The organism is Novacetimonas cocois, assembly GCF_003311635.1.
Lineage (GTDB): Bacteria > Pseudomonadota > Alphaproteobacteria > Acetobacterales > Acetobacteraceae > Novacetimonas > Novacetimonas cocois.
The window spans coordinates 105829-127822 of record NZ_QEXL01000009.1; the positions used below are offsets into that span (position 1 = coordinate 105829).

A 21994-nucleotide genomic window follows, 5' to 3' on the forward strand; every position below is an offset into this window, starting at 1 on the left:
CGCAGGATTTCCAGCGGGTTCTGCGTTCTTTTGGCGTTCAGGGAAAAGGGTTCTCCTACCGCCCGTTTGTCGATCGTTCCCTGGAAATAACGGATACCCCCAAGACGGTTGAGCAGGCGCTTGACCGGATGGCGCATGAAGAGGCGGTCGAGGAGCATTATGTTCCCGCGCCCCCGCCCGAACCTGTGGTCGAATCCCGGCCTGTCGTGACGGCTCCGGTTGTGCATGTCCCGGTTGTGCAGGAAGCGCCGCCACCGCCACCGCCACCGCCACCGCCGGAACCGGAAGCTGTGTCTCCGCCGACTCCTGAGGCGGAGCTTGCTCCCGCTCCGGTGCCCGAGGAAGTGGCTGCCCCGGTGCCCGAATCCACTCCGGTTCAGGCAGAGGCGCCAGAGCCTGAGTCCGCGCCGGAAGAACCGTCGCAGCCCGCTCCTTCGGAAGCGGCAGTTTCGCCCGAGGTGCCGCAGGCAGCGACGCCGTCCGCATCCGCGCCAGAACCCGTTTCGCCGCCATCTCCTGCGCCATCAGCCCCCGCGCCGACGCAGCCGGTGGCGCCGACCCGTATGGTTCAGCCTTTTTCCCGCCCCGCTGCTCCGGTTCAGAAACCGGATACGGGATCTTCCGTGTCGCGACCGGCAGGCAGGCCTGCGGCCGCAGCGGCACCATCAGAAAATGGTCAGCCTGTGGAAAAGGCGATTGCAGAGGAATGGAGTCCTGTTCCAAAAGCACGTCTCAATCCACGGGAGCGTCCGCGTCCCGGCGATCTCAGCTTTTTCTTTCAGGGAATGCGGGAAAACCGTGATGAGAAAAAATTCTTCCCCGTGGCGTCCACGCGATCAGTTCGTTCCAATGTTTCCAGGGTGACCAGAATGACCAAGACAGATACGAATTCCCAGGCTTCCAACCCGCCGGCATCCACGGACGGATCGCCCACGATGACGGAAGTGTTCCTGACGCTTGGTGGTCGCGCGACCGAATTTCTCAACCCACGGCCTTCCCTGCGCGATGCCCTGCTGCGTCGTCGCGAGAATAACGAAGAGAATTCCTGAGGTTATCTAACCCGGAGATCGCCGGGTTCCCGCGTGCTGCCGGTCAGGGGCAGGATGGGGGGATCCGGGGTTTTCCGGTAACGGCTCGACGATCCGTTCTGTCTTTGGCTCTGGCAATATCCGTATTGTCCGGGCGGGCCTGCTTTACCCCGGTCCGATTGATCCGGTCGGGGAGAAGTTTTTGACGTATCTTTCTGTTTTTACAGCATTTCGGACGAGTTGTTTATGCCAGAGGTTCGGTCGTCAACGCAGTCAGAGTCAGGCTTGTCCCGGTGGATGACAAAAATCCTTTCCATTCGGGGTATCGGACTGATTGTTGGTGTTTTTGGCCTGTGTGCGCTGATTGCGGCCACGTCCGTGACCCTGCCGCCAGAACAGCAGCTGATTGTGGCATTTGTATGTGTCGTGATCTTTTTCATTGTCGGTCATAAGCCCAGCCGTCGATCACAGATCTTCCTCGAAGTGCTGTCAGGACTGGTGTCGCTGCGTTACCTGACGTGGCGTCTGACGGAAACGCTTTCGTTCGATACTTGGTTGCAGGGATTTTTGGGGACGGCGCTGCTCCTGGCGGAACTGTATGCCCTGATGATGCTGTTCCTAAGTTATTTCCAGACGATTTCCCCCCTTCATCGCGCGCCGCTGCCACTGCCGGCGAATATCGATGAATGGCCGACCGTCGATATCTTCGTGCCGACCTACAACGAGGAACTGAGCATCGTCCGCCTGACCGTGCTGGCTTCGCTTGGTATCGACTGGCCGCCGGAAAAGGTGCGGGTCCATATCCTTGACGATGGCGAACGTCCTGAATTCGAGGCGTTTGCCGAAGCCTGTGGCGCGAATTACATCGCGCGCCCCACGCATGATCATGCCAAGGCCGGCAACCTGAATTACGCGATTGACCATACCGATGGCGATTTCATCCTGATTTTCGACTGCGATCACGTTCCGACCCGCGCCTTCCTCCAGCTTACGATGGGCTGGATGGTCGAGGATCCCAAGATCGCGCTGATGCAGACGCCGCATCATTTCTATTCCCCCGATCCGTTCCAGCGGAACCTGTCGGCTGGTTATCGCACCCCACCCGAAGGCAACCTGTTCTATGGCGTGGTGCAGGATGGTAACGATTTCTGGGATGCGACCTTTTTCTGCGGTTCGTGCGCGGTCCTGCGCCGGACCGCGATTGAACAGATTGGCGGCTTTGCCACCCAGACCGTGACCGAGGACGCGCATACCGCGCTCAAGCTGCAGCGTCATGGCTGGTCCACGGCCTATCTGCGCATACCGCTTGCCGGTGGTCTGGCGACGGAACGCCTGATCCTGCATATCGGCCAGCGTGTCCGGTGGGCACGTGGCATGCTGCAGATTTTCCGTATCGACAATCCGCTGTTCGGACGGGGACTCTCGTGGGGGCAGCGACTCTGTTACCTGTCTGCCATGACGTCGTTCCTGTTTGCCTTGCCGCGCGTCATCTTCCTCAGTTCCCCGCTGGCGTTCCTGTTCCTTGGACAGAACATCATCGCGGCCTCGCCGCTTGCGCTGCTGGCCTATGCCATTCCGCACATGTTCCACGCGGTCGGCACGGCATCGAAAATCAACAAGGGCTGGCGTTATTCGTTCTGGAGTGAGGTTTACGAAACCACGATGGCGCTGTTCCTGGTGCGCGTGACGATCGTGACCCTGCTCAGCCCCAAGCGCGGCAAGTTCAACGTGACGGAAAAGGGCGGGTTGCTGGACAAAAGCTATTTCGACCTTGGCGCGGTCTATCCGAACATCATCCTTGGCTTGATCATGTTCGCCGGTCTGGTGCGTGGCATTTATGAACTGTCCTTCGGCCATCTGGACCAGATCGCGGAGCATGCGTATCTGCTCAACTCCGCATGGGCGACGCTCAGCCTCATCATCATCCTGGCCGCCATCGCGGTTGGCCGTGAAACCCAGCAGACGCGTAACAGCCATCGCATCCCCGCCACCATTCCCGTCGAGGTCGCGACCGCCGACGGTTCGATCCTTGCCAGCGGCGTGACGGAAGATCTGTCGATGGGTGGTGCCGCGATAAAGATGTCATGGCCCGCGAAGGTCACGCAGCCGATCCCGGTCTATATCCGCACGGTGCTGGACGGGGAGGAGCTGATCCTGCCGGCCAGGATCATCCGTGCAAGCCGCGATCGTGGCATCTTTATCTGGAACATCGATAACCTTCCGCAGGAATTCGCCGTCATCCGCCTGGTGTTCGGTCGTGCCGATGCCTGGGTCGACTGGGGTGATTATAAGCCTGACCGTCCGCTGCTCAGCCTGCTGGACATGATTCTCAGCATCAGGGGGCTGTTCCGTTCGCAGGGCGGGAATTCCCGCCCTGCGAACAGGTCGTCGGGCGGAAATTCCCCTGCTGCCTTGCCGAACGGCGCAAAGGACGCAGGCGGCGACGATCGCAGGGAACGCGTTCTCAAGGGCGCGGTGAAGATGGTCTCCCTGGTGACGGTGCTGGCGTTCGCCACCTCGGCGCAGGCCGCTCCGGTCGCGCAGAAGGCTGTTGCGGCAAAGGCGCCCGCGCACCAGCCCGAGGCCTCCGACCTTCCGCCGCTGCCCGCCATTGTCCCGGCCACGCCAACCGCCCCCGGGGCGGCGGGCCAGCCGGTTCCTCCCGGTCAGCCCACCGGCCAGCCCCTGAGCCCCGACAGTGCCGACGCGCTGCTGGACAATGCGGAAAATGCGACGGCTGACGCGGCAACCGTCCATACCTTTACCCTCAAGGAACTTGGCGCGGCGGGTCCTGTCACGATGCGCGGGCTTGCCCCGCTGCAGGGGATCGAGTTCGGCATTCCGGCCGACCAGCTTGTGACCTCGGCCCGTCTGGTCCTGTCCGGCGCGATGTCGCCGAGCCTGCGTCCGGAAACCAGTTCCGTCACCATGACCCTGAACGAACAGTATCTGGGTACCCTGCGCCCGGATCCGGCGCATCCGACGTTCGGTCCGGTTTCATTTGATATCAATCCGATATTCTTTGTGAGCGGGAATCGTCTGAACTTCAATTTCGCATCGGGGGTCAAGGGATGTTCCGACGCGACAAATAACCTGCTGTGGGCGACGATTTCCGAAAATTCCCAGCTGCAGATCACGACGATCGCCCTTCCGCCCCGCCGCCAGCTGTCGCGCCTGCCGCAGCCGTTCTATGACAAGAACGTGCGCCAGCGCGTGACGATCCCGATGGTCCTGGCGCAGACATATGACCCGCAGATTCTCAAGGCCGCGGGGATCATCGCCTCCTGGTTTGGCAAGCAGACAGACTTTCTCGGGGTGACATTCCCTGTCGCATCCACCATCCCGCAGACCGGCAATGCCATTCTGATCGGTGTTGCGGACGAACTGCCCACCAGTCTGGGTCATCCGCAGGTCAATGGTCCGTCACTGCTGGAACTGCCCAATCCGTCGGATGCCAACGCCACCATCCTGGTGGTGACGGGCCGTGACCGCGAAGAGGTCATCACGGCGAGCAAGGGGCTCAGCTTCAGCACCGGCAACCTGCCGACCGACAGCCATATGGATGTCGCGCCGGTCGATATCACCCCCAGCAAGCCCAACGACGCGCCCTCGTTCATTGCGATGAACCATCCGGTGCGGTTTAGTGATCTGGTGCAGGTCAGCAAACTGCAGGGCACGGGCTATACGCCGGGCGTGCTGTCGGTTCCGTTCCGCCTTCCGCCGGATCTCTATACGTGGCGTAACCGTCCGTACAAGATGAAGGTGCGGTTCCATTCGCCAGCGGGTCCGATCGCCGAAGTGGAACGCTCGCACCTCGATGTGGGCATCAACGGCACCTACCTGCGTTCCTTCAGCCTGTATGAACCGCAGGGTCTGATCAACACCGTGCTGGAACATGTGGGCCTGAACAAGCCGGTTGCGGGCGGTCTACAGACGCATGAGGTGGACGTGCAGCCGTGGACCGTGTTCGGTCAGGATCAGCTGCAGTTCTATTTCGATGCACTGCCGATGACGCGCGGGGCCTGCCAGACGGGTGAGGCGAATACGATCCATCTGGGGATTGACCCGGATTCCACGATCGATTTCTCCAACGCCCATCACATCGCCCAGATGCCCAATCTGGCTTACATGGCCAGTGTCGGCTTCCCCTTCACGACCTATGCCGACCTGTCCCAGACGGCGGTCGTGCTGCCGGAACATCCCAATGCGGCAGTCGTGGGGTCCTATCTCGACCTGATGGGCTTCATGGGGGCGGCGACATGGTATCCCGTGTCCGGGGTGGACATCGTATCGGCAGATCATGTCAGCGATGTTGCCGACCGCAACCTGATCGTCATTTCTACCCTGGCATCCAGCGGGGAGATTTCGCCCCTGCTGGCCCGCTCCGCCTATGACGTGTCGGACGGCAGGCTGCATACAGCGCAGCATGCCTCGTCGCTGGACAGGATGCTGAATGCGATTGACGATCCGCTGACCGCATTCCGCAACCGCGACAGCAAACCCACGGAAGTGGAAAGCCCGTTGACCGCCGGTGTTGGCGCGATGATCGAGGCGGAAAGCCCCCTGACCGCCGGTCGCACCGTCGTGGCGCTGCTGTCGGCTGACGGGGCAGGGCTGGACAACCTGATCCAGATGATGGGACAGCGCAAGAACGAGGCGAAGATACAGGGTGACCTGGTTCTGGCCCACGGCGACGACCTGTCATTCTATCGTAATTCGCCGGTCTATACGATCGGTACCCTGCCGCTCTGGCTCTGGCCGGACTGGTATATGCACAACAGGCCGGTTCGCGTGCTGATTGTCGGCCTGTTGGGATGTATTCTGATTGTCAGTGTCCTGGCACGGGCCCTGGCGCGGCATGCTGCGCGGCGTTTCAAGCAGCTTGAGGATGAGAGGCGCAAGTCGTGACCCATAAACGATATGCTTCATCCCTGTCCGCCGGTCTGCTTGCAACGACCTGTGCCACAGGCCTGTTGCTGCAGACGCATGGCGCACGGGCCCAGGAAGCGGCGGCGCAGACCGCGGCCGGCAGCAATACGGCAATGACGCAGGCGGCGACTGTTGGCGCCACTGGTCAGAGCAGTCAGGCCGCCGTGGTCGAACGGCTGATCCAGCAGGCCCGGTTCTGGATGCAGCAGCAGCAGTACGACAATGCGCGCCAGTCCCTGCAGAGTGCCGCGCGTCTGGCCCCGGATTCCATTGAACTGCTGGAAGCACAGGGCGAATATCAGTCGCGTATCGGCAACCGTGACGCGGCCCTTGATACGCAGCGCCGCCTGCATGAGGTCGCGCCGGGCAGCACCTATGAAGGTCAGCTGAATGACCTGCTGCATGAACAGTCGATCTCCCAGCCGGATCTGGCGCATGCCCGTTCACTGGCGGCCTCGGGTCATAGCGAGCAGGCGGTCGAAGCGTACCAGCATCTGTTCAATGGTCCCACGCCCACGCCTTCGCTGGCGGTTGAATATTACCAGACCCTGGCCGGTGTGACGGGACAGGCGGGCACCGCCCGCGATGGTCTTGTTCGGCTGGTCAAGGCCAATCCGTCCGATTTCCGCGCGCAGCTTGCCCTTGCGCAGGTGCTGACCTACCAGCCCGCGACCCGGATGGAGGGCCTGCAGCGTCTTCAGGCGCTGGAGAAATACAAGAGTTCGGCCCCGGTCGAGGCGGCGACGGCGGAAAAATCCTATCGCCAGACGCTGTCATGGCTGCCGGTCACGCCGGAAACCCTGCCGCTGATGCAGCAGTGGCTGGATGCGCATCCGTCTGACACGGCGCTGCGGACCCATATGACGGAACCTGCTGGCGGCCCGCCCGACAAGGGTGCGCTGGCGCGTCAGGACGGGTTCAAGGCCCTGAATGCCGGTCGCCTGTCGGCGGCGCGCGCCTCCTTTGAAAGCGCGCTGAAGCTCAACGCCAAGGACGCCGACGCGCTGGGCGGCATGGGGCTGGTCGCGATGCGTGCGGGCCAGAACGAAGAAGCACATCGCTATCTTGAGGAGGCGGTGGCCGCCGATCCCAAAAGCGCGGCGCACTGGCGTCCCGCGCTGGCCGGTCTGGCCGTGGGCGAGGAATATGGAGTTGTCCGCCGCCTGATCGCCAATGGACAGAATCAGGAAGCGGAACAGCGGCTGATGTCGCTGGCCCGTCAGCCGGGACAGGGCGAGGGCGCGACCCTCATGCTGGCCGACCTGCAGCGTAACATGGGCCAGACAAGTGAGGCCGAGCGGAATTACCGTGCCGTCCTTGCGCGCAATGGCGACAATCCCATCGCGCTGATGGGGCTGGCACGCGTCCTGATGGGCGAAGGCCAGGAAAACGAGGCCAATGCCCTGCTGTCGCGTGTCGGCAGCCGCTATAGCGAACAGGTCGGGCAGATCGAGGTTTCGGGCATCATGGCCGAAGCCGCGCGTACGTCCGATTCCGCGCAGAAGGTAAGCCTGCTGAGGCAGGCCATGAGCCGTGCGCCCAATGATCCGTGGCTGCGCATCAATCTGGCCAATGCCCTGCAGCAGCAGGGCGACAGTGCCGAGGCCGCCAGCGTGATGCAGCCGCTGCTGACCAATCCCCGCACGCCTGAGGATTATCAGGCGGCGATCCTGTATGCGTCGGGCAATGGCAACGATGTCCTGACGCGGCGCCTGCTGGCGGGGCTGTCCCCGGACGAATATTCCCCCGCCATTCGCACGATCGCCGACGAAATGGCGATCAAGGCGGATCTGGCAAGCCGGCTTTCGATGGTGTCCAACCCCACCCCCCTGATCCGCGAGGCGCTGGCCGTGCCGGATCCCTCGGGCGCGCGGGGCGTGGCGGTGGCGGACCTGTTTCGTCAGCGTGGCGACATGCTGCATGCACATATGGCGCTCCGGATCGCCTCGACACGCAACATCGACCTTACGACCGAGCAGCGTCTGGCCTATGCCACCGAATACATGAAGATCAGCAATCCGGTCGCCGCCGCGCGCCTGCTTGCGCCCCTGGGCGATGGAAGCGGCACCGCGACGGGGGCCGCGATGGCACCTGAACAGCGCCAGACGCTGATGCAGCTGCGGATGGGGATTTCCGTGGCACAGTCCGATCTGCTGAACCAGCGTGGCGATCAGGCGGCGGCGTACGATCATCTTGCCCCCGCCCTTCAGGCGGATCCGCAGGCGACGTCCCCCCGTCTTGCCCTTGCGCGTCTGTATAACGGACGTGGCAAGTACGGGCACGCGCTGGAAATCGACCTGGCCGTCCTGCGTCATAATCCGCAGGACCTGGATGCCCGACAGGCCGCAGTGCAGGCCGCGACGAATGACGGCAAGAATGACCTGGCGATGCAGCTGGCGCAGGATGGCGTGCAGCAGTCGCCGATGGACGCGCGCAGCTGGCTTGGCATGGCGGTGGCCGATCGGGCCGTGGGGCATGGCGACCGGACGCTGGCGGACCTGCGTCGCGCCTATGAACTGCGCCTGCAGCAGTTGCAGATCAGCCGCGGCGAAGCCACGCCGAGCGAGGAAACGCAGGCGACCGCGCCGCCGTCCTCCAACCCGTTCCGTCACGACGCGTATGGCCATGCGCTTTCGCTCGGGGCGCCTCCGGGTGAAAACGGCTACAGCTCGGCTGGCAGCGTGCCGGAAATCGCGGACCAGATGCTGTCTTCCATCAATGGGCAGATCCATACCCTGTCGGAAGACATGGCGCCGTCCGTCGATGCGGGACTGGGTTTCCGCGTGCGTTCGGGAACGCGCGGCATGGGTGCGCTGACCGAGGCCTCCGTTCCGATCGTGGGACGCGTGCCGTTGCAGGCGGGGACTTCGGCGCTGACCTTTACCGCCACGCCGACCTTCCTGACCTCGGGGCATCTGCCGCAGACAGGGTATGACATCCCGCGCTTTGGCACGAACCTGTTCGCCATGGCCGAGAACAACAACGCGCAGCACCGGATCAACACGGACACCATCGGGCGCGAGGCAGGCGTGGCGCCCGATGTCCGCTTCTCCAATAACTGGGTCAGCGCCGACGTGGGGGCGTCGCCCCTCGGCTTTACGCTGCCCAACGTGCTTGGTGGTGTGGAATTCGCCCCGCGTGTCGGGCCGGTGACCTTCCGTGTCAGTGGCGAGCGTCGTTCGATCACCAACAGCGTCCTGTCCTATGGCGGGATGACGGATGCGCTGACGGGCAAGAAATGGGGTGGCGTGGTCACCAATCATTTCCATGGCCAGGTCGAGGCCACGCTGGGCAATACGATCCTGTATGGTGGTGGTGGCTATGCCATCCAGACCGGCCATCATGTCCAGAGCAATACCGAGGTCGAGGGCGGGCTTGGCGCCAATACACTGGCGTTCCGCAACCGCAAGCACGAAGTACGCGTCGGCGTAAACCTGACCTATTTCGGGTACAAGAACAATCAGGACTTCTATACCTATGGACAGGGTGGTTACTTCTCGCCGCAGTCCTATTTCGCCGCGACGGTGCCCGTGCGTTATTCGGGTCACAGTGGCCTGTTTGACTGGGATGTGACGGGATCGATCGGCTATCAGCTGTTCCATGAACACAGCTCGGCCTTCTTCCCCACCAATCCGCTGTATCAGGCCCTTGCCAATGCAATGGCAGGCGTATCTACTGCTACCCTTTCTCTGGAATCGGCTCGCTATCCCGGCGATGACGTCGGCAGTCTTGTTGGTGGTTTTGATGGCCGGGTGGGTTATCGCGTCAGCCGTTCGCTGCGTCTTGATCTTTCCGGTCGTTTCCAGAAAGCTGGCAACTGGGATGAAGGCGGCGCCATGATCTCGGCTCACTATCTTATTATGGACCAGTAATGACAATCTTTGAGAAAAAACCGGATTTCACCCTGTTTCTTCAGGCCCTGTCGTGGGAAATTGACGATCAGGTCGGGATCGAAGTCAGAAACGAACTCCTGCGTGAAGTTGGTCGGGGCATGGGCACCCGCATCATGCCGCCGCCATGCCAGACGGTGGACAAGCTGCAGATTGAGCTGAACAGTCTGCTTGCCATGATCGGCTGGGGGACGGTGACGCTCGAACTCCTGACCGAGGATCAGTCCCTGCGCATCGTGCATGAAAACCTGCCGCAGGTCGGCAGCGCCGGCGAACCGTCGGGCACGTGGCTGGCCCCCGTTCTCGAAGGGCTGTATGGCCGCTGGATCACGTCGCAGGCCGGTGCGTTCGGTGATTATGTCGTGACCCGTGATGTCGATGCCGAAGACATCAACGCCGTGGCGCGCCAGACCATCATCCTGTACATGCGCGTGCGCAGCTCCGCGACCTGAGGCATGACAACGGCGGTCTGGTCCGCCGCTGTTTCATGAAACCCAGCAGGCCCTCCGGTTGTGCCGCGGCTGGCATCCCCTGCGTGCAGGGATGTCCGGCCACGGTGGCCCGGCCGTCCATTCGGGGCGGTCGGGTTTTTTGCGTACGCAGCCATGTTCCATGGTGATATTCGCGGGCGGCGGCACTCAGTATTGCTGCGCCATTGCCATCGATATCTGGCTGCTGTCGGCATATTACGCACCGAATCCTTAATTTTTCTTCGCTGGCATTGCGATATGTCATGCCTTTTTCCCACGGTGACGTTCATCCTCGGGGTTGACTGGGGGTGGCATGCCATATGTGGCGTCAGCTTCTTCTGATTCTGAAACAGGTATGGGAGGATGATCGACGCATGATGATGGCTCGTAAACTGGTTCTGCTGTCCGCCGTGGCGCTTGGCGGCCTGATGGGAATGTCACCCGTGGCGCAGGCCCGGCATCGTGATGGTGCGGCAGGTCCGGCCGATACGCGCGCGCAGGATCTGCTGTCGCACATGACCCTGCAGGACAAGCTGTCGATGGTCTTTACCATTGATGGGGGGGGCACGATGGGTAATGCCCCCGTGCCGCCCGGTGGACTGGGGTCTGCTGCATACCTGCGGACGCCGGCGGGGCTTCCGCCGCTGCAGATCAGTGACGCGGGGCTGGGGCTGCGCAATCCGTCGCATGTCCGTCCGCATGGGCAGGCGGTCGGACTGCCATCCGGCCTGGCGACAGCCAGCACGTGGGATCCGGACATGGCCCGCCAGGGGGGCGCCATGATCGGGAACGAGGCCTGGCGACAGGGTTTCAACGTCCTGCTGGCTGGCGGTGCCGACCTGACGCGTGACCCGCGTGGCGGGCGCAATTTCGAATATGCGGGCGAGGATCCGTTGCTGACGGGTCGCATGGTCGGCGCGACGATCGCGGGCATCCAGTCCCAGCACGTGATTTCGACGCTGAAGCATTTCGCGATGAATGACCTCGAGACATCGCGCATGACCATGAGCGCGGATATCGACAATGCGGCAATGCGTGAAAGCGACCTTCTCGGGTTTGAAATCGCGATGGAAACGGGACATCCCGGCTCGGTGATGTGTTCGTACAACCGCGTCAACGACATCTATGCCTGCGAAAATCCATATCTGCTGACCAAGGTGCTGAAGCAGGATTGGAAATATCCCGGTTTTGTCATGTCCGACTGGGGGGCGACCCATTCTTCGGCCCGTTCGGCGCTGGCGGGGCTGGATCAGGAATCGTCGGGTGACGATGCCGATGCCCGTCCGTATTTCCGCGAAATCCTGGCGCGTGACGTCAAGGAAGGCCGCGTTCCCACCAGTCGCGTGGATGATATGGCGCGGCGCATCATCCGTTCCATGTATGATGTGGGGCTGGTCGATCATCCCCCGGTCATGCAGCCACTGGATGTGGTGACTGACACGCTTGCCTCTCAGCATGACGAGGAGGAGGGAGCAGTCCTGCTGAAGAACCGCGCGAACATCCTGCCGCTTGACCCGAATGCCCGGATCGCGGTGATTGGCGGGCATGCCGATGTCGGGGTGATATCCGGCGGCGGGTCCAGCCAGGTCGATCCGATCGGCGCGCCGCCGATCGGCGTGGTCAAGGGGCCGGGCAAGAAGGACTGGCCGGGGGATCCGGTCTATTTCCCGTCCTCGCCATTCAGGATGATGCAGGCGGAGGCGCCTTCCGCGCATCTGACCTATGATCCCGGCACGAACATCACCCGCGCGGTCGAAGCGGCGCGCAAGGCGGATGTCGCGGTCGTCTTTGCGACGCAGTTCACCTATGAAGGGATGGACGCCGCCAACGCGATGACGCTGGATGACAATCAGGATGCGCTGATCGCGGCCGTGGCGCGGGCCAATCCGCGTACGGTCGTGGTCATGGAAACGGGCGATCCGGTCCTGATGCCGTGGCTGGACAATGTCGGCGCGGTGATGGAGGCATGGTTCCCCGGTTCGGGCGGCGGCACGGCGATTGCCCGCCTCCTGTTCGGCAGGGTCGCACCCTCGGGCCATCTGCCCATGACCTTTCCCGCTTCCACCGCGCAGCTGGCCCATCCGGACATTGCCGGCGTCACGGCAACCAACGTGTTCGAGATGCAGTTCCACACAGATCAGGAACTGGTTTATGACGAAGGCAGCGAGGTCGGTTACCGCTGGTTCGACCGGACGCATGCCAGACCGCTGTTTCCATTCGGTTATGGCCTGACCTATACCACGTTCCACAATGACGGGCTGCGTGTCCGTCATCACGGTCACGATGTCATCGCCACGTTCACGGTGCGCAATACCGGAACGCGCGCGGGCGTGGATGTGCCGCAGATCTATGTCGGTCTGCCAGATGGCGGGGGGCGTCGCCTGGCCGGATGGCAGCGCGTGACACTGGCGCCGGGTGAAAGCCGCGAGGTTTCGGTCCGGCTGGAGCCACGCATGCTGGCGCATTTCGATGTGAAGCATAACCGATGGGACGTGCCGTCCGGTCATTACCGTGTCTGGCTTGGATCCTCGGCCACCGATGATTCGGATCAGGTGACGGTCCATCTGGGTGGCTGGACCATGGCGCCCTGATCAGATGATGCGCGGCATTGGCAGAAGGGCGGAACGGGGCAGGCGGTTCCTGCCACCACTGTTCCTGCTGCTTGGTGTCGCGATGCTGACCGCGACGGGGGGAAAGGCAATGGCGGCATCATGGCCGGATACCCCCCTGTCACGGATGCGGATGATGGCGGAAATCGAGGCCCTGCAGATTGCGTTGCTGACCCGGCCCAGCGCGACCGTCACGCTGGAGGAATGGTGCGCCACGCACGCCATGGCCTCCCCCGCGCATGTTCTGGCCCGGCAGTCGCCCGGTGCCGATGCGCAGGCCCCCGCACAGGTGCGCGCCGACCTCGGCGTCGGGCCGTCCGTTGCCATCCGCCACCGTCGCGTGGCGCTGACGTGCGGGACGCATGTGCTGTCGCTGGCCGATAACTGGTACGTGCCCTCGCGCCTGACGGACGCGATGAATGACCGGCTGGACCATACGGATGTCCCCTTCGGGCATGTTGTCGCCAGCCTGCGCTTTACGCGGCGCACGCTGGAATCCACCCTGTTATGGTCGCCGCTTCCCGCCGGGTGGGAACATCAGCCCGTGGATGCCGCGTCATCGGGCGGCATTCAGGTGCCGGACGAAATCCTGCGCAATCGCGCGGTCCTGTCACGGCAGGACGGGCAGCCATTCAGCGAAGTGATCGAAACCTATACCGGCGCGGTGCTGGACTTCGCGCCCCCTGACGACAGTCATCGCTGACGGGTCGTTTCCCCGGCCACGAGGGTCCATGCTAGGGTCGGGCATGATCCATGCAAAGCCGGAAGATACGAAGATGCTAGATCTGCGAAATCCTGATCTGGACCCGACGGAAATCCGCAGGCTCCTTTCGCTTGCGCCCCATCCCGAGGGCGGAAGCTATCGCGAGATATGGCGCGAGGAACGGGCGGATGGTGGCAGGGGAAGCGTCAGCACCATCGAATTCCTCCTTGCCGCCGGGGAGCGTTCGCACTGGCACCGTGTCGATGCCGCCGAAATCTGGTGCTGGCAGGGCGGCGGGCCGCTGCGCCTGCGTATCGCGGGTCAGGGACAGGCCGAAACGACCATTATCCTCGGCCCGCGTCCCGAAGCGGGGGAGGTGCTGCAGGCCGTTGTCCCCGCCGGCGCATGGCAGGCGGCCGAAAGCACCGGGACGTGGTCGCTGGTGGCATGTATCGTCGCCCCGGCCTTCCTGTTCGAAAAGTTCGAACTCGCGCCCCCCGGCTGGTCCCCTGCGGATGAACCGGATGCGGAGGGGAAGAAGGCATGAAGGACATGAAGACTGGGGACGAACCGCAATGGCTTGTGCTGGCGCGTGAACTGCAGGCCATTGCGCAGAGTGGCCTTACCTATGCCGATGGCAGTCCCTTTGATCGTGAACGGTACGAGGCGGTGCGCGAAATCGCCGCGCGGATGATGGCGATGGGCACGGGGCAGCCCGCGCCGCGCATCGTGGATCTGTTCGCAGCACAGCATGGCTATGCCACGCCCAAGGCCACGGTGCGCGGCGCGGTGTTCGACGCGCAGGGGCGCATCCTGCTGGTGCGCGAGGTTCTGGACCACGGCCGCTGGACGCTGCCGGGCGGATGGGCTGACGTGAACCTGTCGCCAATCGAAAACACAATCAAGGAAGTGCGCGAGGAAAGCGGCTATATCGTGCGCGCAACCCGTCTGGCGGCGGTGTGGGACCGCGCGCGCCATCCCCATCCGCCGGGGCCATTTTCGTGCTATACGCTGTGTTTCCTGTGCGAACTTCTGGGTGGTGAGCCCACCCTCAGTGTCGAGACATCCGAAATCGGCTGGTTCGCCCGCGACGAAATCCCCGCCGACCTTTCGCTTGGCCGCGTGCTGCATCAGCAGATTGACATGATGTTCGATTACGCCGCCCGCCCGGACCTGCCGACCTATTGCGACTGAAGCCATGCGCGAAGCGCAACGGACAGGCGATAGCCCATTGAAAACGGGGCGAACGTTTCCATATCCATTTCAAGATATTTGGCCGAACTGAAGCTGGAGAACAGGTAAAAAGATGACAGAACAGACAGCGGCACCCGTCGGGGAAACCGGCGGCGAACAGCATGAATTCAGTGCCGAGGTCGGGCGGCTGCTCGACCTTGTGGTCCACGCGCTGTATTCCGAACGCGAAATCTTCCTGCGTGAACTGGTGGCCAACGCCGCCGACGCCACAGACAAGCGCCGGTTCGAGGCCCTGACCGATGGCGCGCGCGCACTGCCTGACGACGCGAAGATCCGCATCAACCCGGACAAGGACGCGCGCCTGCTGACCATCAGCGATGATGGCGCCGGCATGAGCAAGGAAGAGCTTGCCCGTAACCTTGGCACCATCGCGCGTTCGGGCACCCGCGCGTTTGGCGAGGAACTGCAGAAGGCCAGGCCCGAGGAAAAGCCAAGCCTGATCGGGCAGTTCGGCGTCGGCTTCTATGCCGCGTTCATGGTGGCGGACAGGGTCGATGTCGTCTCGCGCCGCGCCGGCAGCGACGAGGCATGGCGCTGGTCCTCCACCGGCAAGGGCAATTACACCATTTCGCCGGCCACGCGCGACAAGCCGGGCACGGACATCATCCTGCACATCAAGGAAGATGCCGACGATTTCCTGGATTCGTTTCAGCTTGAGACGATCGTGCGCAAATGGGCCGACCACATTTCGTGGCCCATCAGCATCGTCAAGGATGGCGAGGAAACCACCGCCAACAAGGGCACGGCCCTGTGGCGCAAGGGACGCGGCGAAATCGACGAGGAACAGCTCAACGAGTTCTATCGTCATGTCAGCCACAACTTCGACACGCCGTGGGCGACGCTTCACTGGCATGCCGAAGGGACGCTGGAATTCTCCGCCCTGCTGTTCATTCCGGGCAGCAAGCCGTTCGAATTCGGCGAACCCGTGCGCGAAAGCCAGATCCGCCTGCATGTCCGGCGCATGTTCATCACGGACGAGGCCGGGCTGCTGCCGCCGTGGCTGCGTTTCGTGACCGGCGTGGTCGATACCGAGGACCTGCCCCTCAACGTCTCGCGTGAGATGCTGCAGGCGACCCCGGTCCTGGCGCGCATCCGCAAGGCCGTGACCAACCGCGTGATTTCCGAGCTGAAGACCCGCGCCAAGGACGAGGCGGATTTCGAGAAGTTCTGGAACAATTTTGGCCCGGTCTTCAAGGAAGGCATCTGGGACGACGCGGAACACCGCACGGAACTGGCCGGGCTGGCGCGCTTCGCCTCCACCACGCAGGAAGGCCTGACGACGCTGGCGGGTTATATCTCGCGCATGAAGCCCGAGCAGGAAGCCATCTACTACCTGACGGGCGACCGTGCGGAAATGCTGCCGTCCTCCCCGCAGCTGGAGGGATTCCGCGCCCGTGGGATCGAGGTCCTTCTGCTGTCGGACGCGGTCGATTCGTTCTGGCCAGACCGTCTGGGCACGTATGAGGGCAAGCCGCTGCGCAACATCAGCCAGAGCCATGCGGATCTGGAAAAGTTCGGCGCGCCCGAGGAAACGGCGGAGGAGAAAAGCGACCTCGAATCCGTCCTGCCCGCGCTGAAGACCGCGCTGGGCGATGCGGTGTCCGATGTGAAGGCGACGAATCGTCTGGTGGACAGCGCCGTCGTGCTGGGTGCGCCCGAAAACGGGCCGGACCTGCAGATGATCCGCCTGATGCGCCGCAGCGGCCAGGAAGTGCCCGCCACCGCGCCGGTGCTGCAGGTCAACCCGCGCCATGTGCTGATCCATGATCTGGCCGAACGGGTGAAGGCGGGGGAATCGATTGACGATATCGCCCTGATCCTGATGGACATGGCGCGGATTCAGGATGGCGAGACGCCAAAGGATCCGGCGGCATTCGCCCATCGCCTGACGACGCTGCTGTCGCGCACCGCCGCAAAGGCGGGCTGACCGAACCGGCCCGCAGGCCGTGACGTCGTGGGAAATCCCGTCATGCCCCGTGCATGGCGGGATTTTTTTATGGCGGGGCTGTTCCGGCCGTCCCGGTCACCGCCCCCGGACAGGACATTGCCGGACATGTGCCGGTCGTGTGGCATTCTGGCCGACGGGGCTGGCAATCTGCCGGGAATGTTCCTTTATGTACCCATGATACCGCATGGACGCGATCGGGGACTTGAATACATGTCGCGTGGATGCTTCCTTGCACGCCCCTGATTGGTGGTTCCTGATTTTGACAACGGCAAACGACGCATGAAAATCAATGATGTCTCGTACCGCAGCGTCTGGGTCGATCCCGAAGATGGCTGGTCCATAAGGATCTTTGACCAGACACAGCTTCCGTGGACGCTGGATATCCTGCGCCTGACGCAATGCGGGCAGGTCGCCCATGCCATCCGCACCATGCAGGTGCGTGGCGCGCCGCTGATCGGTGCGGTTGCGGCGTACGGGCTGGCGCTGGCGTTGCGGGTGGATGCGTCCGACGCGGCGATGGAACGCGATGCGGCCATGCTGGCGGCGACGCGTCCGACCGCGGTCAATCTTGGCTGGGCCATCGGGCGGATGCTGACGCGCCTGCGCCTCGTGCCCCCCGCCGACCGCGTGGCCGCCGCCTATGACGAGGCGGGGCGCATCTGTGATGAGGATGTGATCCAGAACGAGGCCATCGGACGGCTGGGCCTTGAACTGATCGAGGAAATCCATCGCGCGCGTGGCGATGCCGCAGGGCCGATCAACCTGCTGACGCACTGCAACGCCGGGTGGATCGCGACCGTGGACTGGGGCACGGCGCTTGCCCCCATCTACATGGCGCATGACCGGGGCATTGACGTGCATGTCTGGGTGGACGAGACGCGCCCGCGCAACCAGGGCGCGTCGCTGACGGCATGGGAACTGGGCAGCCACGGCGTGCCGCATACGGTCATCGCCGACAACGCGGGCGGCCACCTGATGCAGCATGGCAAGGTGGACCTTGTGATCGTGGGCACCGACCGTGTCACCCGCAACGGCGATGTCGCCAACAAGATCGGCACCTATCTCAAGGCTCTGGCGGCGGCGGACAACAACGTGCCGTTCTGGGTCGCGCTGCCCTCGACCACGATCGACTGGAGCATTTCCGACGGCGTGCGCGAAATCCCCATCGAGGAACGCGCCAGCAGCGAGGTCACCCATATCTCCGGCCGCAATGATGCGGGCAGGGTGGAACGCGTGCAGCTGACGCCGCAGGGCAGCCATGCGGCCAATCCCGCCTTTGACGTGACGCCGGCGCGGCTGGTGACCGGGCTGATTACCGAACGCGGCCGCTGCAGCGCCACGGCGGATGGATTGTGCGATCTGTTCCCCGAATATGTGTAGGTAAAAAAGACGCCCGTGTGGCGTTGCGAGCGTGTCCGAACTTGACAGCGCGGGGCCAGATTGGCTTTGTCGCGCCTGCGGGACCGGGCGGTTGCAACTGTCGCCGGAACCCTGAAACAGGTTGAACAGGACGAGACCATGCATCCCTATCGTACCCATAGCTGTGCGGCCCTGCGGGCCAGCGACGCCGGGCAGACGGCCCGCCTTTCCGGATGGGTACACAGCAAGCGCGATCATGGCGGCCTGCTGTTCATCGATCTGCGCGATCATTTCGGCCTGACCCAGATCGTGATTCCCGCCGGTTCCCCGGTGCTGGAACTGGCAGAAAAGATCCGCGTCGAAAGCGTGCTGACGGTCACGGGCGAAGTCGTGCTGCGTGACGCGGCGACAAAGAACCCGAACCTGCCGACAGGTGAAATCGAACTGCGCGCGCAGCAGATCGACGTGCAGTCGGCGGCCGACGTCCTGCCGTTCCAGGTGGCGGGTCATGAAAACTACCCCGAGGACCTGCGCCTGACCTATCGCTACATCGACCTGCGTCGCGAGAAGGTGCATCGCAACATCATGCTGCGCTCCCAGGTCATCGCCAGCCTGCGTCGGCGGATGACCGACCTCGGTTTCGTGGAATTCCAGACCCCGATCCTGACCGCGTCCTCGCCCGAAGGGGCGCGCGACTTCCTTGTGCCCGCGCGGATGCATCCGGGTAAGTTCTATGCCCTGCCGCAGGCCCCGCAGCAGTTCAAGCAGCTGGCGATGGTCGCGGGCTTTGACCGTTATTTCCAGATCGCCCCGTGTTTCCGTGACGAGGCCGCGCGCGCCGACCGTTCCCCCGGCGAGTTCTATCAGCTCGACTTCGAAATGGCGTTCGCGACGCAGGAAGACGTGTTCGCCACGCTGGAGCCGGTGATGGAAGGGGTGTTTCGCGAATTCGGCGGCGGCCGCACCGTCAGCAAGGCCCCGTTCGAGCGCATTCCCTATGCCACCGCCATGGAAGTCTATGGCAGCGACAAGCCCGACCTGCGCAACCCGCTGAAGATTTCCGACGTCACGGAATCCTTTGCGGAATCCGGGTTCGGCCTGTTTGCCCGCATCGTGGCCGATGGTGGCCAGGTGCGTGCCATTCCCGCCCCGGGTGCCGGGGAAAAGCCGCGCGCTTTCTTTGACAAGCTCAACGCATGGGCGCGCGAAGCGGGGGCTGGCGGCCTTGGCTACATCATTTTTGCCGAAGATGGCGCCAAGGGGCCGATCGCCAAGAACCTCGAGCCCGAACGTGTCGCCGCGATCCGTGACAAGACGGGGCTCAAGGCCGGGGATGCCGTGTTCTTCGCCGCGGGCAAGGGGGACGATGTCGCCAAATTCTCCGGCCTCGTGCGTACGCGTATCGCGACCGAACTCGACCTGATCGAGGAAAATTCCTTCCGTTTCTGCTGGATCACCGATTTCCCGATGTTCGAGCGCAACGAGGAAACCGGGCAGATCGACTTCTCCCACAATCCGTTCTCCATGCCGCAGGGCGGGATGGAAACGCTGGAGAAGCAGGACCCGCTGACGATCAAGGCGTTCCAGTACGACATCGTGTGTAACGGCATCGAACTGTCATCGGGCGCGATCCGCAACCATCGCCCGGACGTGATGATCCGCGCGTTCGAGATCGCGGGCTATCCCGAAAGCGAGGTCGAGGCCCGCTTTGGCGGCATGCTCAATGCCTTCCGTTACGGTGCGCCGCCGCATGGCGGATCGGCGCCGGGTGTGGACCGTATCGTCATGCTGCTGGCTGACGAGCCCAACATCCGCGAGGTCATCCTCTTCCCGCTCAACCAGCAGGGCGAGGACCTGATGATGGGCGCGCCCGCCCCGGTGGAGGCCGCGCGCCTGAAGGAACTGTCGCTGGCGCTGGACCTGCCCAAGCCGAAGCCCGCGGTTGTAAAGGGTGCGCCCGCGCCCAAGAAGGACTGAGCTTTTCCATGCGTCCCGTCATCCGTACCCGCGCACTGCCCGCGCCGCGCTGGCGGGGGCTGTGCATGGTGCTGGCCCTGATGGCGGGGGGAACGGGTGCACGGGTGGCGCATGGCGCCGCCGCGCCTGCCGCGGCGCCGGTGGTGCTGGCGCCGCATCGCGCGGTCTATGACCTGACGCTCGAATCCGTCAGTGGCGGGGAAATCGTTTCCGCCAGCGGCAGCATGACCTACGTGCTGTCCGATGCCTGTTCGGCATGGTCCACCCAGCAGGAACTCAATCTCCAGACCGCCTCGCGCAGTGGCACGCAGACGGAAATGAAGACCGATTACGCAGTGCTGGAAGACAAGGATGGCGGTCATATGGTCTTTCGCACCCACCAGTACGGCAGTGGCGTGGCGGAAGAGAAAATCAGTGGCGAGGCGACGATGACCGCCACGGGCGGGCAGGTGCGTTATACGCAGCCGGCCCCCCATGTCGTGCCGCTGGCGGCGGGGACGGTTTTTCCCGTCGGGCACACGCGCGCCATCATTGCCGCCGCGCGGGCGGGACAGGCCTCGATCGATCCGGCCCTGTTCGATGGCACCACGGAAAAGGGCGCGATCGATACCTTCGTCGTCCTGATGGGGTGGAAACCGCCCCCCACGGCGACGGATATCGCCGCGCTGTCGCATCTGGGGTCGGTTGTCACGCATGTGGCCTATTATGATCACGCAACCCATGACATGCCGCCCGATTTCGATGTCGGCATGCGCTATTTCGAAAATGGCGTGTCGGATCGGCTGGACATGAATTTCGGGGAATTCCGCATGCGGGGTACGCTGCGGACCTTCACGCCATTGCCGGCCCCGCGCCACTGTTCCGTCATGGTGCAACCGCCGTCCCACTGAAGTCCCCGCAGGATCCGGGCATTCCAGAAAGTTTTTGGTGAAGCTTTTTTCAAAAAGCTTTGAAAGACGCCGCCTTTTCGGAAAAAGGCGGCACCCGGAAATTACTGTTATTGCTTGTCAGCCAGCTGTTTTCAAACAGTCCCTTATCATCGCGCCCCGTCGCCATCGCGCAGCGTGACAACCAGCGGCACATGGTCGGAAGGCTGTTTCATGCCCCGTTCCTCCCTGTCGGGCATGGCCGTCAGCAGCCGTTCGGCCAGGCGCGGGGACAGCAGGGCATGGTCGATGCACAGGCCGCTGTCGCGCGGCCATGCCCCCGCCTGATAATCCCAGAAGGTATAGAAACGTCCCTGCGGATGCAGCGCCCGCAGCGCATCGGTCAGCCCCAGCCACAGCAGGCTGCGGAACGCCGCGCGTGAGGCGGGGCGCACCAGCGCGTCATCAGGCGACAGCGCGCCGGGGGCAAGGTCCTCATCCGTGGGACAGACGTTGTAATCCCCCGCCAGCACGAAATCGGTGCCCGCGCGCAGCATGTCGCGGGCATGTTCGCGCAGCGCCGACATGAATGACAGCTTGTTGTCATATCCTGCCTCGCCACCCGAATTGCCGTTGGGCAGGTAGAGGTTGCCGAATGTCAGCGTATCGGTGCGGATTTCGACATAGCGCGCCTGTGGCGGGTCGGTATCCCATCCGGGCAGGGTGCGATGCGCAAGCGTGAACGGCACGCGGGAGAGGATCGCCACCCCGTTATAGCTTTTCTGCCCGACCACGACGCTTTCATAACCGGCCTCGCGAAAGGCGTCGGCGGGAAACTGCTCATCCGTGCATTTAATTTCCTGCAGGCCCAGCAGGTCGGGCTGTTCGCGTTCCAGCCATTGCAGGACAAGATCCCGCCGCTGGCGGATCGAATTGATGTTCCAGGTGGCGAATTTCATCG

13 protein-coding genes are annotated in these 21994 nt (G+C 63.4%); 12 read left to right on the top strand and 1 reads right to left on the bottom strand.

Going from position 1 to position 21994, the window contains the following annotated elements:
- Positions 1-563 precede the first annotated feature (563 nt).
- The 12 genes from NJLHNGOC_RS15920 (at position 564) to NJLHNGOC_RS08305 (ending at position 21057) form a co-directional block, all read left to right on the top strand.
- Complete coding sequence (locus NJLHNGOC_RS15920) at positions 564-1049, top strand: hypothetical protein (protein WP_239021422.1); 486 nt, start codon at positions 564-566, stop codon at positions 1047-1049.
- Between the two features lie 225 nt (positions 1050-1274).
- Complete coding sequence (bcsA, locus tag NJLHNGOC_RS16320; RefSeq protein WP_408890703.1) at positions 1275-5936, top strand: UDP-forming cellulose synthase catalytic subunit; 4662 nt, start codon at positions 1275-1277, stop codon at positions 5934-5936.
- Positions 5933-9829, top strand: coding sequence for a cellulose synthase subunit BcsC-related outer membrane protein (locus NJLHNGOC_RS08255; protein ID WP_113595945.1), 3897 nt, complete (start codon positions 5933-5935; stop codon positions 9827-9829). Before bcsA ends, NJLHNGOC_RS08255 begins: the two co-directional genes overlap by 4 nt.
- Positions 9829-10299 carry a cellulose biosynthesis protein BcsD gene (gene bcsD / locus NJLHNGOC_RS08260; RefSeq protein WP_110526789.1) on the top strand — a complete coding sequence of 157 codons (471 nt, stop codon included), beginning with the start codon at positions 9829-9831 and terminating at the stop codon, positions 10297-10299. The genes NJLHNGOC_RS08255 and bcsD overlap by 1 nt, the downstream gene beginning before the upstream one ends.
- Before the next feature lie 392 nt (positions 10300-10691).
- A complete protein-coding gene (locus NJLHNGOC_RS08270; protein ID WP_113595991.1) occupies positions 10692-12908 on the top strand; it encodes a beta-glucosidase family protein in 2217 nt (738 codons plus the stop codon).
- Positions 12909-12912: 4 nt separating this feature from the next.
- Positions 12913-13629, top strand: coding sequence for a hypothetical protein (locus NJLHNGOC_RS08275; protein WP_239021415.1), 717 nt, complete (start codon positions 12913-12915; stop codon positions 13627-13629).
- Positions 13630-13702: 73 nt separating this feature from the next.
- On the top strand, positions 13703-14176 hold the full coding sequence (locus NJLHNGOC_RS08280; protein WP_113595993.1) for a cupin domain-containing protein: 474 nt from the start codon (positions 13703-13705) through the stop codon (positions 14174-14176).
- On the top strand, positions 14173-14823 hold the full coding sequence (locus NJLHNGOC_RS08285) for an NUDIX hydrolase (RefSeq protein ID WP_408890706.1): 651 nt from the start codon (positions 14173-14175) through the stop codon (positions 14821-14823). Before NJLHNGOC_RS08280 ends, NJLHNGOC_RS08285 begins: the two co-directional genes overlap by 4 nt.
- Positions 14824-14935: 112 nt before the next feature.
- On the top strand, positions 14936-16810 hold the full coding sequence (gene htpG / locus NJLHNGOC_RS08290) for a molecular chaperone HtpG (RefSeq protein WP_113595947.1): 1875 nt from the start codon (positions 14936-14938) through the stop codon (positions 16808-16810).
- Between the two features lie 300 nt (positions 16811-17110).
- The gene (gene mtnA, locus NJLHNGOC_RS08295) at positions 17111-18211 is read left to right on the top strand and encodes an S-methyl-5-thioribose-1-phosphate isomerase (RefSeq protein WP_113595995.1); all 1101 of its coding nucleotides are present in this window, start codon (positions 17111-17113) and stop codon (positions 18209-18211) included.
- Positions 18212-18349: 138 nt separating this feature from the next.
- Positions 18350-20167 carry an aspartate--tRNA ligase gene (aspS, locus tag NJLHNGOC_RS08300; RefSeq protein ID WP_113595996.1) on the top strand — a complete coding sequence of 606 codons (1818 nt, stop codon included), beginning with the start codon at positions 18350-18352 and terminating at the stop codon, positions 20165-20167.
- Positions 20168-20175: 8 nt separating this feature from the next.
- Positions 20176-21057 (top strand): EipB family protein, encoded by an 882-nt coding sequence (locus NJLHNGOC_RS08305; RefSeq protein WP_113595948.1) that lies wholly within the window; start codon positions 20176-20178, stop codon positions 21055-21057.
- A 146-nt stretch (positions 21058-21203) separates the two neighbouring features.
- On the opposite strand, the gene NJLHNGOC_RS08310 is transcribed toward NJLHNGOC_RS08305, so the two are convergent.
- Positions 21204-21992 (bottom strand): exodeoxyribonuclease III, encoded by a 789-nt coding sequence (locus NJLHNGOC_RS08310; RefSeq protein ID WP_113595997.1) that lies wholly within the window; start codon positions 21990-21992, stop codon positions 21204-21206.
- Between the last annotated feature and the right edge of the window lie 2 nt (positions 21993-21994).

Coding starts and splice junctions, on each gene's coding strand:
- NJLHNGOC_RS15920 (WP_239021422.1), top strand. CDS start 564: ATGGTTCAGCCTTTTTCCCGCCCCGCTGCTCCGGTTCAGAAACCGGAT.
- bcsA (WP_408890703.1), top strand. CDS start 1,275: ATGCCAGAGGTTCGGTCGTCAACGCAGTCAGAGTCAGGCTTGTCCCGG.
- bcsD (WP_110526789.1), top strand. CDS start 9,829: ATGACAATCTTTGAGAAAAAACCGGATTTCACCCTGTTTCTTCAGGCC.
- NJLHNGOC_RS08270 (WP_113595991.1), top strand. CDS start 10,692: ATGATGATGGCTCGTAAACTGGTTCTGCTGTCCGCCGTGGCGCTTGGC.
- NJLHNGOC_RS08275 (WP_239021415.1), top strand. CDS start 12,913: ATGATGCGCGGCATTGGCAGAAGGGCGGAACGGGGCAGGCGGTTCCTG.
- NJLHNGOC_RS08280 (WP_113595993.1), top strand. CDS start 13,703: ATGCTAGATCTGCGAAATCCTGATCTGGACCCGACGGAAATCCGCAGG.
- NJLHNGOC_RS08285 (WP_408890706.1), top strand. CDS start 14,173: ATGAAGGACATGAAGACTGGGGACGAACCGCAATGGCTTGTGCTGGCG.
- htpG (WP_113595947.1), top strand. CDS start 14,936: ATGACAGAACAGACAGCGGCACCCGTCGGGGAAACCGGCGGCGAACAG.
- mtnA (WP_113595995.1), top strand. CDS start 17,111: ATGAAAATCAATGATGTCTCGTACCGCAGCGTCTGGGTCGATCCCGAA.
- aspS (WP_113595996.1), top strand. CDS start 18,350: ATGCATCCCTATCGTACCCATAGCTGTGCGGCCCTGCGGGCCAGCGAC.
- NJLHNGOC_RS08305 (WP_113595948.1), top strand. CDS start 20,176: ATGCGTCCCGTCATCCGTACCCGCGCACTGCCCGCGCCGCGCTGGCGG.
- NJLHNGOC_RS08310 (WP_113595997.1), bottom strand. CDS start 21,992: ATGAAATTCGCCACCTGGAACATCAATTCGATCCGCCAGCGGCGGGAT.